Raw genomic sequence first — 17,739 nt, 5'->3', positions numbered from 1 at the left:
CTAATAATCTCTATCTTTCTAAAACATCGCTATATTATTTTCCTAAACAAAATTGAGAGAACAACTGGTCAATTAGGCTTTCATGGACGGTATCACCAGTAATTTCACCAAGTATTTCCCACGTTCTTGTTAAATCAATTTGCACCATATCAATTGGAACACCATTTTCTATTGCCTCAATTGCATCTCCAATTGTTTTTCCTGCTTGTGTTAATAATCCAATATGTCTCGCGTTAGAAACATATGTCACATCTGCAGAATCAATTGTTCCTTCAAAGAATAAATCAGCTATTGCCTTTTCAAGCTCATCTATTCCTTGTTCCTCAATTAACGATGTTGTAATAATACGATTTCCCGCTGCCAATTCTGTAACACGTTCCATATCGATTACTTGCGATAAATCTGTCTTATTTACAATAATAATGAAATCTTTTCCTTGTACGGCACGGAATAGATCTTCATCCTCATGCGTTAAAGCCTCGCTATAATTAACGACAACTAAAACTAAATCAGCTTGGCTCATCATTTCTTTTGAACGCTCTACACCAATTCGTTCAACAACATCTTCTGTTTCACGAATCCCGGCTGTATCTATAAGTTTAAGTGGTACACCACGCACATTAACGTACTCTTCAATAACATCACGAGTTGTTCCTGCAATATCAGTTACAATTGCCTTTTTCTCCTGAACAAGACTATTTAATAGCGATGACTTCCCAACGTTAGGTCTACCGATGATTGCAGTAGCAATACCTTCACGTAAAATCTTTCCTTGCTTCGATGTTTCTAATATTTTTGCAATTTCCGTACGAACATGTGTAGCTTTCTCAATTAAAATATTATGTGTCATTTCTTCCACATCATCATATTCTGGGTAATCTATGTTTACCTCAACATGAGCCAACGTTTCTAATATGTCCTGACGCAGACGGCCGATTAATTTAGATAATCGCCCTTCCATTTGGTTAATCGCTACGTTCATTGCACGATCTGTTTTTGCACGGATTAAGTCCATAACAGCTTCTGCTTGTGATAAATCAATACGGCCATTTAAAAAAGCACGTTTTGTAAATTCACCAGGCTCTGCTAATCGTACTCCTTGTGCTAAAATAAGCTGCAATACTTTATTTACCGAAACAAGTCCGCCGTGACAGTTAATTTCCACTATATTTTCACGTGTAAAAGTCCTTGGTGCACGCAGAATAGATACCATCACTTCTTCAATAACCTGATTTGTATCTAAATCGACAATATGACCATAATGAATTGTGTGAGAAGGAACTTCTGTTAAATCCTTCCCTTTAAAAATACGATTAACTTTTTCAACCGCATCATCCCCACTTACTCGAACAATGGCAATTGCACCCTCTCCAAGCGCTGTGGAAATCGCGGCAATTGTATCAAATTCCATGTCCTTTCACCTCACTTGCTTATTTATCTCTATTTCAACATGATTATTTTCTTCACTAAATTATTAGAATACCATAACGAACCTATCTACAAAAGAATAATAACTCATTTTATTATGTCCTCATGTAAAAAACACTAAACTTATTCACAGTGGATAAGTTTAGTGTTTTTTAGTTATCCACACCTATTTTCCGCTCAAAAAAACCGGCACTCAATTGAGTAACCGGTCACTTGGAAGATATTACAACATGTCGATGTGGTTCTTTTCCTTCAGAAGTTGTAATGATATTTTGATGATTAGATAATGCTTGGTGGATAATCTTTCGTTCAAAAGATGGCATAGGCTCCAACACAACTCTTTTTTTCGTACTTACTACTTGTTTTGCTAATCGATAAGAAAGTGCTTCTAATGTACCTTTTCTTTTACTACGATAATTTTCAGCATCTAGTGTGATACCAATATACTGCTTCGTACTACGATTCGCCACAAGTTTTGTTAAATACTGTAAAGAATTCAAGGTGTTTCCTCTTTTACCAATCAAAACACCTATATTTTCGCCAGAAATTGTAAATTCAACTTCGCGTCCTTTTACAATTTTACTAATCTCAGCTTCCACACCCATATCGTGAATAACATTTTTTAAATATTCTTCACATTCTTGAATTGGATCTTTCTTCAATACAACTTCTACTACTGCAGGTCGATTCCCAAATAAACCTAGGAACCCTCTTTTACCCTCATCAATAATATTTATATCTACTCGGTCTTTTGGAACATTTAGTTGTCTTAAAGCATCTTGTACTGCCAGCTCGACTGTTTGTCCTTTAGCAGTAACTACACTCACTTGCTTGATCCTCCTGCCTTACTAGCCTTAATTTCTGGCCCCTTGATCAAGTACATTTGAGCGATACCAAAGATGTTACCAACAACCCAGTAAAGTGATAATGCAGCTGGGAAGTTAATTGCAAAGACTAAGATCATAATTGGCATAAGCCAAATCATCATTGCCATTTGCGGATTTTGACCAGCTGTTCCTGCCATTGCAAGCTTTTGCTGAATAAATGTCGTAATTGCCGCGACAATCGGTAAGATATAGTACGGATCTGCCTGCCCTAAATCGAACCATAAAAATGTATGCTTACTAATTTCAGCTGTTCTCATAATCGCATGGTAAAACGCGAATAAAATAGGCATCTGAACAAATATCGGTAAACATCCTGCTAATGGGTTTACACCATTTTTTTGATATAACTGCATCATTTCTTGTTGTAGTTTTTGCTGTGTTGCTTGATCTTTAGAACTATATTTCTCTTTTAACTTCACCATTTCTGGTTGTAACGCCTGCATTGCTTTCGTACTCTTCGTTTGTTTAATCATTAATGGTAATAATGCAAAACGAATGATAAGAGTTGTAACAACGATTGCTAAACCGTAATTACTACCAAATAAGTTGGCAAAATACGTAATTAACTGAGAAAGCGGATATACGAAATATTCATTCCAAATTCCAGTACTTTTCGGTGTAATCGGCTGATTCACTTCACTACAGCCAGTAGCAATTGCCATTAATGCAATAACCATGGCTAGTAAACCTATTTTCTTTTTCAAAGCCTGCTCCTCCTTGTTTCGGTATGTATATAGTGTAATTCATTTCCTTACGCTACTTTTTTATTCTTTTCATACCAGAGCGTTTAAAGACATGAATTAAGCTTTTCTTTAATTCTTCATATGTCATCTCTGCACAAGGCTTCCTTGCTATTATAACAAAATCTTTTCCAGAATCTATCTCATCTTTTAATTCTGTGATCGACTGGCGAATCATACGTTTAATTCGATTACGCACTACTGCATTTCCTATTTTCTTGCTGACAGAAAGGCCAATACGAAAGTTTGGCTGCTCTCCCTTATCTAGTTGATAGACAACAAGCTGACGGTTAGCATTCGATTTTCCTTTTTGAAAAACCGTCTGGAATTCATCATTCTTTTTTATACGATATTTTTTCTTCATATCAATTGACACTCCTGTAGTTCATCAGTGGAAATTCACTATTATTAGAAAAAAAGACCACTGAACGATCAGTGGTCTACGCAGATAATACTTTTCTTCCTTTACGACGACGAGCTGCTAGCACTTTACGTCCGTTCGCTGTGCTCATACGGCTGCGGAAACCATGTACTTTGCTGCGCTTACGTTTATTTGGTTGGTAAGTTCTTTTCATTATATGACACCTCCCTGAGGAATATCTGTTAAAGACAGTCCTATAAATTATAGTTAATCAACTAGGAAAATGTCAATGGTTCTCGAAATTTTCATCAAATATTCATTTTGAACCTATTCACATACTTTTTCACAGACCCTATATTTGCTTGTGGATAAATGTTTTTTCTGGGTTTTTATATCCACAAACCCTTTTCGTACTTTTACACAGTATATCGTGTTGTGGACAAGTTTATTCCACAAGGTATTGATTTTGTGGATAACTTTCTTAAATTCATTGCTATAGCTACTTTTTTTTGATATTATAGTTGTGTTTTCACTTTGAATAAGTTTTCCACACCTTTATCTTATCCACAATTTGTGTATAACATGTGGACAGTTTTAATCACATGTGGGTAAATGCTTATCCACATTTGCTTTTTTTGTCGAAAACCCTATCTCATATACAAACGACGTTTTTAGGTTTTAAAATACGTTTCGTATAAATATACATTTTATATTTATTTAGGTTGTACATTTGTTGCGCAACCTTATTCTTTTACCATCTTAGTAAAGGAGGGACACCTTTGGAAAACATCTCTGATTTATGGAACAGCGCCTTAAAAGAACTAGAAAAAAAGGTCAGTAAACCAAGTTATGAAACATGGTTAAAATCAACAACCGCACATAATTTAAAGAAAGACGTATTAACAATTACAGCTCCAAATGAATTCGCTCGTGATTGGTTAGAATCTCATTATTCAGAGCTAATTTCGGAAACACTTTATGATTTAACGGGGGCAAAATTAGCTATTCGCTTTATTATTCCCCAAAGTCAAGCTGAAGAGGAGATTGATCTTCCTCCTTCTAAACCAAATTCAGCACAAGATGATTCTAATCATTTACCACAGAGTATGCTAAATCCAAAATATACGTTTGATACATTTGTTATTGGCTCTGGTAACCGTTTTGCTCACGCTGCTTCATTGGCAGTAGCCGAAGCGCCAGCTAAAGCATATAATCCCCTCTTTATTTACGGGGGAGTTGGACTCGGGAAGACCCATTTAATGCATGCAATTGGTCATTATGTAATTGAACATAACCCAAACGCAAAGGTTGTATATTTATCATCAGAAAAATTTACAAATGAATTCATTAATTCAATTCGTGATAATAAAGCGGTCGATTTTCGTAATAAATACCGTAATGTAGATGTTTTATTAATAGATGATATTCAATTTCTAGCAGGAAAAGAACAAACTCAAGAAGAGTTTTTCCATACATTCAATGCATTACACGAAGAAAGTAAACAAATTGTAATTTCAAGTGATCGGCCACCAAAAGAAATTCCAACTTTAGAAGATCGTCTTCGTTCTCGCTTTGAATGGGGACTCATTACGGATATTACGCCACCAGATTTAGAAACACGAATTGCAATTTTACGTAAAAAAGCAAAGGCTGAAGGACTCGATATACCAAATGAGGTTATGCTTTATATTGCAAATCAAATTGATTCAAACATTCGTGAACTAGAAGGTGCACTTATCCGAGTTGTAGCTTATTCATCTTTAATTAACAAAGATATTAATGCTGATTTAGCAGCTGAAGCACTTAAAAATATTATTCCAAATTCTAAACCAAAAATTATCTCCATTTATGATATTCAAAAGGCTGTCGGGGATGTTTATCAAATAAAACTGGAAGATTTCAAGGCGAAAAAGCGAACAAAATCAGTTGCCTTCCCTCGCCAAATTGCAATGTATTTATCACGCGAACTTACAGATTACTCCTTACCTAAAATCGGTGAAGAATTTGGTGGACGTGATCATACAACAGTTATCCATGCTCATGAAAAAATTTCTAAGCTACTTAAAACGGATACGCAATTACAAAAACAAGTTGAAGAAATTAACGATATTTTAAAGTAGTAGCTGAATAGTGTGAATAACTTCCCTTGTTTTACGCACAGTCTATCCACATGTAGATAGACTGTTTTTACATCCTTTAACGGGGTTATCCACATATCCACAAGCCCTATTACTATTACTACTATTTTTTATCTTTATTAATTAAATAAAATATTATACTTACCGGAGGTTTTTCTTTATGCGTTTTACAATACAAAAAGACTATCTTGTAAGAAGTGTACAAGATGTAATGAAGGCTGTTTCTTCTCGTACAACAATTCCGATCCTTACAGGAATTAAAGTTGTCGCTACGGAAGAAGGAGTTACGTTAACAGGAAGCGATGCTGATATTTCTATTGAATCCTTTATCCCAGTTGAAGACAATGGAAAAGAAATCGTAGAAGTAGCACAATCAGGAAGTATTATTTTACAAGCAAAATATTTTAGTGAGATTGTAAAAAAATTACCTAAAGAGACTGTCGAAATTTCTGTGGAAAATCATTTTATGACGAAAATAATTTCTGGAAAATCAGAGTTTAATTTAAATGGTTTAGATTCTGCTGAATATCCATTGTTACCACAAATTGAAGAACATCATGTTTTTAAGATTCCAACAGATTTACTGAAACATATGATCAGACAAACTGTATTTGCAGTTTCCACTTCTGAAACAAGACCGATCTTGACAGGTGTAAACTGGAAAGTATATAACAGCGAATTAACTTGCATTGCTACAGATAGTCACAGGTTAGCTCTTCGAAAAGCAAAAATCGAAGGAATCGCAGATGAATTTCAAGCGAATGTTGTTATTCCAGGTAAAAGCTTAAATGAATTAAGCAAAATTCTAGATGAGTCTGAAGAAATGGTAGATATCGTTATTACGGAGTATCAAGTATTATTCCGTACAAAGCATTTATTATTCTTCTCAAGATTGTTAGAAGGTAATTATCCGGATACAACTCGTTTAATTCCAGCCGAAAGTAAAACAGATATTTTTGTAAATACAAAAGAATTTTTACAAGCAATTGATCGTGCATCTCTATTAGCAAGGGATGGTCGTAATAATGTTGTAAAATTATCAACTTTAGAACAGGAAATGCTAGAAATTTCTTCGAATTCACCAGAAATTGGGAAAGTAGTAGAAGAAGTTCAATGTGAAAAAGTAGATGGGGAAGAGTTAAAAATATCTTTTAGTGCAAAATATATGATGGATGCATTAAAAGCTTTAGATAGTACTGAAATTAAAATTAGCTTTACTGGTGCGATGAGACCATTCTTAATTCGTACAGTAAATGATGATTCCATTATTCAATTAATTTTACCGGTTCGTACTTACTAAGTAAGAAGTAAGGGTTGCTAGTTTTCAGATACTAGTAGCCCTTATTTGATTTTTGGGTATTACTTTCCTAATGTTAGTTTATTTAGTACAATGAAAGAATGAACACTTTCAGAAAGTGAGCGATTTTATGAAACGTATTAAAATTTCAACAGAGTATATTACACTAGGACAATTTTTGAAGTTAGCTGATGTAATTGATACAGGTGGCGCTGTAAAATGGTTTTTACAAGAATATGAAGTGTACGTGAATCAAGAACTTGAAAATAGAAGAGGTCGCAAATTATATGCGAACGATATTATTGAAATTCCAGGAAGCGGAAGTTTCCAAGTTCAGTCATAAAGGGGGAGCCCTTTGTTTATTTCAGAAATACAATTAAAAAACTATCGCAATTATGAAAAGTTAGAGCTTTCCTTTGAAGATAAAGTGAATGTGATTATCGGTGAAAACGCACAAGGGAAAACGAATTTGATGGAAGCTATTTATGTTTTAGCGATGGCGAAATCTCATAGAACCTCTAATGATCGCGAGCTTATCCGTTGGGATGAAGACTTCGGTCAAATTAAAGGGAAATTACAAAAGAGAAATAGTTCTTTGTCTTTGGAATTAAATATTTCGAAAAAAGGTAAAAAGGCAAAATTAAATCAACTTGAACAACAAAAATTGAGTCAATATATTGGCATGATGAATGTTGTCATGTTTGCCCCAGAAGATTTAAATCTTGTAAAAGGAAGCCCTCAAGTAAGAAGACGCTTTTTAGATATGGAATTAGGCCAAATAGCTCCAGTCTATTTGTATGAATTGAGTCAATATCAAAAGGTGCTCACGCAACGAAATCACTTGCTGAAAAAGATGCAAGGGAATAGTAAGAATGAGGAAACGATGTTGGATGTATTTACACTTCAACTTATTGAGCATGGTGCAAAAATATTGCAAAAACGGTTTGAGTTTTTGCATTTACTACAAGAATGGGCAGCTCCAATTCATCGCGGTATAAGCCGTGGATTAGAAGAATTAGAAATTGTCTATAAACCAAGTGTAGATGTATCAGAATCAATGGATTTGTCGAAAATAAAAGAAGTATACTATGAAAATTTTCAATCTGTGAAACAACGTGAGATTTTCCGTGGTACGACTTTAATTGGTCCTCATCGTGATGATTTACAATTCTTCGTTAATAGTAAAAATGTTCAAGTCTTTGGTTCGCAAGGACAACAACGAACGACCGCACTGTCCCTAAAATTAGCTGAAATTGAATTGATTTACTCAGAAGTTAAGGAATATCCGATTCTTTTATTGGATGATGTATTATCAGAATTAGATGATTATCGTCAATCGCATCTGTTAAATACAATTCAAGGAAAAGTGCAAACATTTGTGACAACGACGAGTGTCGACGGAATTGAACACGAAACATTAAAAGAAGCGAAAACAATTCATGTAACGAACGGCACGGTAGATTGTGAAATAGATAGGGCGTAATCCCTATTTAAATGGAAAAGTAGGTGATCTTTGTGTCAATGGAACAAAAGCAAATGGAAGAAAACTCATATGATGAAAGTCAGATACAGGTACTTGAAGGATTAGAAGCGGTTCGAAAACGCCCTGGGATGTATATTGGATCTACAAGTGGAAAAGGACTTCACCATCTTGTGTGGGAAATCGTCGATAATAGTATTGATGAAGCACTTGCAGGGTATTGTGATGAAATTAACGTTAGTATCGAAGAAGATAATAGTATTCTTGTAACGGATAATGGACGTGGTATTCCAGTTGGTATACAAGAAAAAATGGGACGTCCTGCTGTGGAAGTTATAATGACCGTTCTTCATGCTGGTGGTAAGTTTGGCGGTGGCGGTTATAAAGTTTCTGGTGGTTTGCATGGTGTTGGGGCATCTGTAGTAAATGCTCTATCAACAGAACTAGAAGTATTTGTACATCGTGAAGGCAAAATCCATTATCAAAAATACGAAAGAGGTATTCCGGTTGCGGATTTAAAAGTCATTGGTGACACAGATCAAACAGGGACGATAACTCGATTTAAACCAGATCCAGAAATTTTTCAGGAAACAATAGTATACGAATTTGATACGTTAGCAACTCGTATGCGTGAATTAGCATTTTTAAATCGTAATATTAAATTAACAATTGAAGATAAACGTGAACATAAACAGAAGAAAGAATTCCATTATGAAGGTGGAATTAAATCATATGTTGAACATTTAAATCGTTCAAAACAGCCAATTCATGAAGAACCTGTATATGTAGAAGGTTCAAAAGATGGTATTCAGGTTGAAGTTGCGCTTCAATATAACGAAGGATACACAAATCATATTTACTCATTTACAAATAATATTCATACGTATGAAGGTGGTACACATGAGGTAGGATTTAAAACAGCCTTAACTCGTGTGATCAACGATTATGGTCGTAAAAATAATATTTTAAAAGATGCGGATAGTAATTTAACTGGTGAAGATGTTCGTGAAGGTTTAACAGCGATTGTGTCAATTAAACATCCAAATCCACAATTCGAAGGACAAACGAAGACAAAACTTGGAAATAGTGAAGCAAGAACAATTACAGAGTCAGTATTCTCAGAGGCATTTGAAAAGTTCTTACTGGAAAATCCCAATGTTGCACGTAAAATTATAGATAAAGGGACGATGGCAGCGCGTGCGCGTGTAGCAGCTAAAAAGGCTCGTGAGTTAACTCGCCGAAAGAGTGCTTTAGAAGTTTCAAGTTTACCAGGGAAATTGGCAGACTGTTCTTCTAAAGATCCAGCAATTAGTGAAATCTATATCGTAGAGGGTGACTCTGCGGGTGGGTCTGCAAAACAAGGGCGCGATCGTCATTTCCAAGCAATTTTACCGCTGAAGGGTAAAATTATTAATGTTGAAAAGGCACGCTTAGATAAAATTTTATCAAATGATGAAGTTCGTACAATTATTACGGCGATTGGTACAAATATCGGCGGAGACTTCGCTATTGAAAAAGCACGCTATCATAAAGTTATTATTATGACGGATGCCGATGTTGATGGTGCGCATATTCGTACCCTATTATTAACGTTCTTCTATCGCTATATGCGTCAAATAATTGAGTGCGGTTATATATATATCGCACAGCCACCTTTGTTTAAAGTACAACAAGGTAAGAAAATTCAATATGCTTACAACGATAAGGAACTTGAAAAAATCTTAGCTGAATTACCAGCCCAACCTAAGCCGGGGATTCAGCGTTATAAAGGTCTAGGGGAAATGAATCCAACTCAGTTATGGGAGACGACAATGGACCCAGAAGTACGTTCATTACTTCAAGTTTCACTTCAAGATGCAATTGAAGCGGATGAAACATTTGAAATTTTGATGGGAGATAAAGTAGAGCCACGTCGTAACTTTATCCAAGAAAATGCAAAATACGTGAAAAACCTTGATATTTAAATGGGTAATGACAGGAATCTAAGTATTCCTGTCTTCTACATATAAATCAATGTATGTGTAACGGAAATGTAAGAGGAGGTGCTGGTTGATGTCAGACAATCAACAACAAGCACGAATTCGAGAAATTAATATTAGTCATGAAATGCGTACCTCGTTTTTAGATTACGCAATGAGTGTTATCGTATCTCGTGCATTACCAGATGTTCGTGATGGATTAAAACCTGTGCATCGTAGGGTTTTATATGCGATGAATGATTTAGGAATTACAGCTGATAAAGCATATAAGAAATCAGCGCGTATTGTCGGTGAAGTAATCGGTAAGTATCACCCTCACGGTGATTCAGCTGTTTACGAGACGATGGTACGTATGGCGCAAGATTTTAGTCAACGTTATATGCTTGTTGATGGGCATGGTAACTTTGGTTCTGTTGATGGTGATTCAGCAGCAGCGATGCGTTATACAGAAGCGAGAATGTCTAAGATCTCTATGGAATTAATACGTGATATTTCAAAAAACACGATTGATTATCAAGATAACTATGATGGTTCTGAAAGAGAGCCAATTGTATTGCCAGCGCGTTTCCCTAATTTATTAGTGAATGGTACGACGGGTATTGCGGTAGGTATGGCAACGAATATTCCACCGCATCAACTTGGTGAAGTAATTGATGGTGTATTGGCACTAAGCCATAATCCCGACATTACGATTGCGGAATTAATGGAGTTTATTCCAGGACCAGATTTTCCAACAGCAGGTTTAATTTTGGGACGAAGTGGGATTCGAAGAGCGTATGAAACAGGTAGAGGCTCTATTATGCTTCGAGCTAAAGTTGAAATTGAAGAGAAGTCAAATGGTAAACAATCTATTCTTGTAACTGAACTACCTTATCAAGTTAATAAGGCGCGATTAATTGAAAAAATTGCAGAATTAGTTCGTGATAAGAAAATTGAAGGTATTACGGATTTACGTGATGAGTCAGATCGAAACGGTATGCGTATTGTTATGGAAGTACGCCGTGATGCCAATGCCAATGTACTATTAAATAATCTATATAAACATACAGCACTTCAAACGAGTTTTGGTATTAATATGTTGTCTCTTGTAAATGGAGAGCCACAAGTACTAAATTTAAAACAAAATTTATATCATTACTTGGAGCATCAGAAGGTAGTAATTCGTCGACGTACTGCTTATGAATTAGAAAAAGCAGAGGCGCGTGCTCATATTTTAGAAGGATTACGAATTGCTCTAGATCATCTAGATGAAGTTATTACGTTAATTCGTAGTTCGAAAACAGCAGATATTGCAAAACAGGGCTTAATGGAACGTTTCGGTTTAAGTGAGAAACAAGCACAAGCAATTTTAGATATGCGTCTGCAACGTTTAACAGGATTAGAACGTGAAAAAATTGAGCAAGAATATCAAGACTTAATGAAGTTAATCGCTGAATTACAAGCAATCTTAGCAGATGAAGAGAAAGTTCTTGAAATTATTCGTGAAGAATTAACGGAAGTAAAAGAACGCTTCAATGATAAGAGACGAACGGAAATCACAATTGGTGGCATGGAATTTATTGAAGATGAAGATTTGATTCCAGAGCAAAACATCGCTATTACGTTAACTCATAATGGTTATATTAAGAGGTTACCGGCTTCTACGTACAAAACACAGAACCGTGGTGGACGTGGTGTGCAAGGAATGGGAACAAATGATGATGATTTCGTAGAACATTTATTAACTACTTCTACGCATGATCACATTTTATTCTTTACTAATAAAGGGAAAGTATACCGTACGAAAGGATATGAAATCCCAGAGTATAGTCGTACAGCAAAAGGTATACCTATTATTAACTTATTAGGTGTAGATAAGGGTGAATGGATTAACGCCATTATTCCAATTCGTGAATTTGGTGATGATGAATTCTTATTCTTCACAACAAAACAAGGTATTTCTAAGAGAACGCCACTTTCATCATTTGCAAATATACGTACGAATGGTTTAATCGCCATTTCTCTTCGTGAAGAGGATGAAGTAATATCTGTACGTTTAACATCTGGTGATAAGGATATTATTGTAGGAACAAGCAATGGTATGTTAATTCGCTTTAACGAGCAAGATGTGCGTTCTATGGGACGTAATGCGGCTGGTGTAAAAGCAATTACATTAGGTGATGAAGATCAAGTTGTAGGCATGGAAATTGTCGAAGAGGATGTAAATGTTCTAATCGTAACGAAAAATGGTTATGGAAAACGTACACCTATTGATGAATACCGTTTACAAAGCCGTGGTGGTAAAGGTCTGAAGACTTGTAATATTACAGATAAAAACGGTAAATTAGTAGCTGTTAAATCTGTAACAGGTGAAGAAGATATCATGTTAATTACGGCAGCAGGTGTTATTATTCGTATGCCAGTTGATCAAATCTCTCAAATGGGACGTAATACACAAGGTGTTCGTCTAATTCGATTAGAGGATGAGCAAGAGGTAGCGACGGTAGCAAAAGCACAGAAAGATGAAGAAGAGGAATCTAATGAAGAGGTTTCTTCTGAAGAATAAGAGGGGGGATTTTTTCCTCCTCTTATTTTTTTATAATAATACTTGCATAGCAATGGGAAAGTCTATATAATAGGCAGAGTCAGCAAATGAGAGATACAAATTATCTTAAAAAACTTGTTGACGAAAATAATATACTGTGATATATTATGAAAGTCGCTGAAACGCGATGTTGAACTTTGAAAACTAAACGAAACAAACAACGTGAAACGTCAATTTTTATTTTTAGATGCTAGACAAACTAACTTTATTGGAGAGTTTGATCCTGGCTCAGGATGAACGCTGGCGGCGTGCCTAATACATGCAAGTCGAGCGAATGGATTGAGAGCTTGCTCTCAAGAAGTTAGCGGCGGACGGGTGAGTAACACGTGGGTAACCTGCCCATAAGACTGGGATAACTCCGGGAAACCGGGGCTAATACCGGATAATATTTTGAACTGCATGGTTCGAAATTGAAAGGCGGCTTCGGCTGTCACTTATGGATGGACCCGCGTCGCATTAGCTAGTTGGTGAGGTAACGGCTCACCAAGGCAACGATGCGTAGCCGACCTGAGAGGGTGATCGGCCACACTGGGACTGAGACACGGCCCAGACTCCTACGGGAGGCAGCAGTAGGGAATCTTCCGCAATGGACGAAAGTCTGACGGAGCAACGCCGCGTGAGTGATGAAGGCTTTCGGGTCGTAAAACTCTGTTGTTAGGGAAGAACAAGTGCTAGTTGAATAAGCTGGCACCTTGACGGTACCTAACCAGAAAGCCACGGCTAACTACGTGCCAGCAGCCGCGGTAATACGTAGGTGGCAAGCGTTATCCGGAATTATTGGGCGTAAAGCGCGCGCAGGTGGTTTCTTAAGTCTGATGTGAAAGCCCACGGCTCAACCGTGGAGGGTCATTGGAAACTGGGAGACTTGAGTGCAGAAGAGGAAAGTGGAATTCCATGTGTAGCGGTGAAATGCGTAGAGATATGGAGGAACACCAGTGGCGAAGGCGACTTTCTGGTCTGTAACTGACACTGAGGCGCGAAAGCGTGGGGAGCAAACAGGATTAGATACCCTGGTAGTCCACGCCGTAAACGATGAGTGCTAAGTGTTAGAGGGTTTCCGCCCTTTAGTGCTGAAGTTAACGCATTAAGCACTCCGCCTGGGGAGTACGGCCGCAAGGCTGAAACTCAAAGGAATTGACGGGGGCCCGCACAAGCGGTGGAGCATGTGGTTTAATTCGAAGCAACGCGAAGAACCTTACCAGGTCTTGACATCCTCTGAAAACCCTAGAGATAGGGCTTCTCCTTCGGGAGCAGAGTGACAGGTGGTGCATGGTTGTCGTCAGCTCGTGTCGTGAGATGTTGGGTTAAGTCCCGCAACGAGCGCAACCCTTGATCTTAGTTGCCATCATTAAGTTGGGCACTCTAAGGTGACTGCCGGTGACAAACCGGAGGAAGGTGGGGATGACGTCAAATCATCATGCCCCTTATGACCTGGGCTACACACGTGCTACAATGGACGGTACAAAGAGCTGCAAGACCGCGAGGTGGAGCTAATCTCATAAAACCGTTCTCAGTTCGGATTGTAGGCTGCAACTCGCCTACATGAAGCTGGAATCGCTAGTAATCGCGGATCAGCATGCCGCGGTGAATACGTTCCCGGGCCTTGTACACACCGCCCGTCACACCACGAGAGTTTGTAACACCCGAAGTCGGTGGGGTAACCTTTATGGAGCCAGCCGCCTAAGGTGGGACAGATGATTGGGGTGAAGTCGTAACAAGGTAGCCGTATCGGAAGGTGCGGCTGGATCACCTCCTTTCTATGGAGAATTGATGAACGCTGTTCATCAATATAAGTTTCCGTGTTTCGTTTTGTTCAGTTTTGAGAGAACTATCTCTCATATATAAATGTATGTTCTTTGAAAACTAGATAACAGTGTAGCTCATATTTTTTTAATTTTAGTTTGGTTAAGTTAGAAAGGGCGCACGGTGGATGCCTTGACACTAGGAGTCGATGAAGGACGGGACTAACGCCGATATGCTTCGGGGAGCTGTAAGTAAGCTTTGATCCGAAGATTTCCGAATGGGGAAACCCACCATACGTAATGGTATGGTATCCTTACCTGAATACATAGGGTAAGGAAGACAGACCCAGGGAACTGAAACATCTAAGTACCTGGAGGAAGAGAAAGCAAATGCGATTTCCTGAGTAGCGGCGAGCGAAACGGAACATAGCCCAAACCAAGAGGCTTGCCTCTTGGGGTTGTAGGACATTCTATACGGAGTTACAAAGGAACGAGGTAGACGAAGCGACCTGGAAAGGTCCGTCGTAGAGGGTAACAACCCCGTAGTCGAAACTTCGTTCTCTCTTGAATGTATCCTGAGTACGGCGGAACACGTGAAATTCCGTCGGAATCTGGGAGGACCATCTCCCAAGGCTAAATACTCCCTAGTGATCGATAGTGAACCAGTACCGTGAGGGAAAGGTGAAAAGCACCCCGGAAGGGGAGTGAAAGAGATCCTGAAACCGTGTGCCTACAAATAGTCAGAGCCCGTTAATGGGTGATGGCGTGCCTTTTGTAGAATGAACCGGCGAGTTACGATCCCGTGCGAGGTTAAGCTGAAGAGGCGGAGCCGCAGCGAAAGCGAGTCTGAATAGGGCGTTTAGTACGTGGTCGTAGACCCGAAACCAGGTGATCTACCCATGTCCAGGGTGAAGTTCAGGTAACACTGAATGGAGGCCCGAACCCACGCACGTTGAAAAGTGCGGGGATGAGGTGTGGGTAGCGGAGAAATTCCAATCGAACCTGGAGATAGCTGGTTCTCCCCGAAATAGCTTTAGGGCTAGCCTTAAGTGTAAGAGTCTTGGAGGTAGAGCACTGATTGAACTAGGGGTCCTCATCGGATTACCGAATTCAGTCAAACTCCGAATGCCAATGACTTATCCTTAGGAGTCAGACTGCGAGTGATAAGATCCGTAGTCAAGAGGGAAACAGCCCAGATCGCCAGCTAAGGTCCCAAAGTGTGTATTAAGTGGAAAAGGATGTGGAGTTGCTTAGACAACTAGGATGTTGGCTTAGAAGCAGCCACCATTTAAAGAGTGCGTAATAGCTCACTAGTCGAGTGACTCTGCGCCGAAAATGTACCGGGGCTAAATACACCACCGAAGCTGCGAATTGATACCAATGGTATCAGTGGTAGGGGAGCGTTCTAAGTGCAGTGAAGTCAGACCGGAAGGACTGGTGGAGCGCTTAGAAGTGAGAATGCCGGTATGAGTAGCGAAAGACGGGTGAGAATCCCGTCCACCGAATGCCTAAGGTTTCCTGAGGAAGGCTCGTCCGCTCAGGGTTAGTCAGGACCTAAGCCGAGGCCGACAGGCGTAGGCGATGGACAACAGGTTGATATTCCTGTACCACCTCTTTATCGTTTGAGCAATGGAGGGACGCAGAAGGATAGAAGAAGCGTGCGATTGGTTGTGCACGTCCAAGCAGTTAGGCTGATAAGTAGGCAAATCCGCTTATCGTGAAGGCTGAGCTGTGATGGGGAAGCTCCTTATGGAGCGAAGTCTTTGATTCCCCGCTGCCAAGAAAAGCTTCTAGCGAGATAAAAGGTGCCTGTACCGCAAACCGACACAGGTAGGCGAGGAGAGAATCCTAAGGTGTGCGAGAGAACTCTGGTTAAGGAACTCGGCAAAATGACCCCGTAACTTCGGGAGAAGGGGTGCTTTCTTAACGGAAAGCCGCAGTGAATAGGCCCAAGCGACTGTTTAGCAAAAACACAGGTCTCTGCGAAGCCGTAAGGCGAAGTATAGGGGCTGACACCTGCCCGGTGCTGGAAGGTTAAGGAGAGGGGTTAGCGTAAGCGAAGCTCTGAACTGAAGCCCCAGTAAACGGCGGCCGTAACTATAACGGTCCTAAGGTAGCGAAATTCCTTGTCGGGTAAGTTCCGACCCGCACGAAAGGTGTAACGATTTGGGCACTGTCTCAACCAGAGACTCGGTGAAATTATAGTACCTGTGAAGATGCAGGTTACCCGCGACAGGACGGAAAGACCCCGTGGAGCTTTACTGTAGCCTGATATTGAATTTTGGTACATTTTGTACAGGATAGGCGGGAGCCATTGAAACCGGAGCGCTAGCTTCGGTGGAGGCGCTGGTGGGATACCGCCCTGAATGTATTGAAATTCTAACCTACGGGTCTTATCGACCCGGGAGACAGTGTCAGGTGGGCAGTTTGACTGGGGCGGTCGCCTCCTAAAGTGTAACGGAGGCGCCCAAAGGTTCCCTCAGAATGGTTGGAAATCATTCGTAGAGTGCAAAGGCATAAGGGAGCTTGACTGCGAGACCTACAAGTCGAGCAGGGACGAAAGTCGGGCTTAGTGATCCGGTGGTTCCGCATGGAAGGGCCATCGCTCAACGGATAAAAGCTACCCCGGGGATAACAGGCTTATCTCCCCCAAGAGTCCACATCGACGGGGAGGTTTGGCACCTCGATGTCGGCTCATCGCATCCTGGGGCTGTAGTCGGTCCCAAGGGTTGGGCTGTTCGCCCATTAAAGCGGTACGCGAGCTGGGTTCAGAACGTCGTGAGACAGTTCGGTCCCTATCCGTCGTGGGCGTAGGAAATTTGAGAGGAGCTGTCCTTAGTACGAGAGGACCGGGATGGACGCACCGCTGGTGTACCAGTTGTTCTGCCAAGGGCATAGCTGGGTAGCTATGTGCGGAAGGGATAAGTGCTGAAAGCATCTAAGCATGAAGCCCCCCTCAAGATGAGATTTCCCATAGCGTAAGCTAGTAAGATCCCTGAAAGATGATCAGGTTGATAGGTTCGAGGTGGAAGCATGGTGACATGTGGAGCTGACGAATACTAATAGATCGAGGACTTAACCATATAATATGTAGCAAATGTTA

Annotated in this window: 11 protein-coding genes and 2 rRNA genes; 8 read left to right on the top strand and 5 right to left on the bottom strand. The window is 39.5% G+C overall.

Annotated elements, in window-relative coordinates; translation table 11 throughout:
- Positions 1-34: 34 nt before the first annotated feature.
- The 5 genes from mnmE to rpmH all read right to left on the bottom strand — a co-directional run bounded on the left by mnmE (position 35) and on the right by rpmH (position 3,630).
- Positions 35-1,411, bottom strand: a complete 1,377-nt coding sequence (gene mnmE, locus MKX31_RS23710; RefSeq protein ID WP_000393766.1) for a tRNA uridine-5-carboxymethylaminomethyl(34) synthesis GTPase MnmE — start codon at positions 1,409-1,411, stop codon at positions 35-37.
- Between the two features lie 226 nt (positions 1,412-1,637).
- Positions 1,638-2,255, bottom strand: a complete 618-nt coding sequence (gene jag / locus MKX31_RS23705; RefSeq protein ID WP_000117926.1) for an RNA-binding cell elongation regulator Jag/EloR — start codon at positions 2,253-2,255, stop codon at positions 1,638-1,640.
- Positions 2,252-3,019, bottom strand: coding sequence for a YidC family membrane integrase SpoIIIJ (gene spoIIIJ / locus MKX31_RS23700; protein WP_000726759.1), 768 nt, complete (start codon positions 3,017-3,019; stop codon positions 2,252-2,254). Before spoIIIJ ends, jag begins: the two co-directional genes overlap by 4 nt.
- Before the next feature lie 52 nt (positions 3,020-3,071).
- Positions 3,072-3,419 (bottom strand): ribonuclease P protein component, encoded by a 348-nt coding sequence (gene rnpA, locus MKX31_RS23695; protein ID WP_000731505.1) that lies wholly within the window; start codon positions 3,417-3,419, stop codon positions 3,072-3,074.
- Between the two features lie 76 nt (positions 3,420-3,495).
- On the bottom strand, positions 3,496-3,630 hold the full coding sequence (gene rpmH, locus MKX31_RS23690; RefSeq protein WP_000831901.1) for a 50S ribosomal protein L34: 135 nt from the start codon (positions 3,628-3,630) through the stop codon (positions 3,496-3,498).
- Positions 3,631-4,195: 565 nt separating this feature from the next.
- Between rpmH and dnaA the strand changes: the two genes are divergently transcribed.
- The 8 genes from dnaA to MKX31_RS23650 all read left to right on the top strand — a co-directional run bounded on the left by dnaA (position 4,196) and on the right by MKX31_RS23650 (position 17,719).
- Positions 4,196-5,536, top strand: a complete 1,341-nt coding sequence (gene dnaA / locus MKX31_RS23685; protein ID WP_000428027.1) for a chromosomal replication initiator protein DnaA — start codon at positions 4,196-4,198, stop codon at positions 5,534-5,536.
- Between the two features lie 178 nt (positions 5,537-5,714).
- Positions 5,715-6,854, top strand: coding sequence for a DNA polymerase III subunit beta (gene dnaN, locus MKX31_RS23680; protein ID WP_098103041.1), 1,140 nt, complete (start codon positions 5,715-5,717; stop codon positions 6,852-6,854).
- A 127-nt stretch (positions 6,855-6,981) separates the two neighbouring features.
- The gene (gene yaaA, locus MKX31_RS23675; RefSeq protein ID WP_000821367.1) at positions 6,982-7,194 is read left to right on the top strand and encodes a S4 domain-containing protein YaaA; all 213 of its coding nucleotides are present in this window, start codon (positions 6,982-6,984) and stop codon (positions 7,192-7,194) included.
- 12 nt (positions 7,195-7,206) lie between these two features.
- Complete coding sequence (recF, locus tag MKX31_RS23670) at positions 7,207-8,334, top strand: DNA replication/repair protein RecF (protein WP_000470743.1); 1,128 nt, start codon at positions 7,207-7,209, stop codon at positions 8,332-8,334.
- A gap of 38 nt (positions 8,335-8,372) precedes the next feature.
- Complete coding sequence (gyrB, locus tag MKX31_RS23665; RefSeq protein ID WP_000435974.1) at positions 8,373-10,295, top strand: DNA topoisomerase (ATP-hydrolyzing) subunit B; 1,923 nt, start codon at positions 8,373-8,375, stop codon at positions 10,293-10,295.
- A gap of 88 nt (positions 10,296-10,383) precedes the next feature.
- Positions 10,384-12,855 (top strand): DNA gyrase subunit A, encoded by a 2,472-nt coding sequence (gene gyrA / locus MKX31_RS23660; RefSeq protein WP_064475170.1) that lies wholly within the window; start codon positions 10,384-10,386, stop codon positions 12,853-12,855.
- 244 nt (positions 12,856-13,099) lie between these two features.
- Positions 13,100-14,651: ribosomal RNA gene (locus MKX31_RS23655) — 16S ribosomal RNA — on the top strand.
- Between the two features lie 146 nt (positions 14,652-14,797).
- Positions 14,798-17,719: ribosomal RNA gene (locus tag MKX31_RS23650) — 23S ribosomal RNA — on the top strand.
- The 16S and 23S rRNA genes sit together here, the layout of an rRNA operon.
- The last annotated feature ends 20 nt before the right edge of the window (positions 17,720-17,739 follow it).

Origin of the sequence: Bacillus sp. FSL M8-0063, assembly GCF_038005545.1 — a bacterium.
Taxonomy (GTDB): Bacteria; Bacillota; Bacilli; order Bacillales; family Bacillaceae_G; genus Bacillus_A; species Bacillus_A wiedmannii.
The sequence above is the reverse complement of the archived record's forward strand: the minus strand, read 5'-3'. Positions and strand labels throughout refer to the sequence as shown.

Bases quoted from the DNA above. Each gene is read 5' to 3' on its own strand.
- mnmE (WP_000393766.1), bottom strand. From the start codon at position 1,411: ATGGAATTTGATACAATTGCCGCGATTTCCACAGCGCTTGGAGAGGGT.
- rnpA (WP_000731505.1), bottom strand. From the start codon at position 3,419: ATGAAGAAAAAATATCGTATAAAAAAGAATGATGAATTCCAGACGGTT.
- rpmH (WP_000831901.1), bottom strand. From the start codon at position 3,630: ATGAAAAGAACTTACCAACCAAATAAACGTAAGCGCAGCAAAGTACAT.
- dnaN (WP_098103041.1), top strand. From the start codon at position 5,715: ATGCGTTTTACAATACAAAAAGACTATCTTGTAAGAAGTGTACAAGAT.
- yaaA (WP_000821367.1), top strand. From the start codon at position 6,982: ATGAAACGTATTAAAATTTCAACAGAGTATATTACACTAGGACAATTT.
- gyrB (WP_000435974.1), top strand. From the start codon at position 8,373: ATGGAACAAAAGCAAATGGAAGAAAACTCATATGATGAAAGTCAGATA.
- gyrA (WP_064475170.1), top strand. From the start codon at position 10,384: ATGTCAGACAATCAACAACAAGCACGAATTCGAGAAATTAATATTAGT.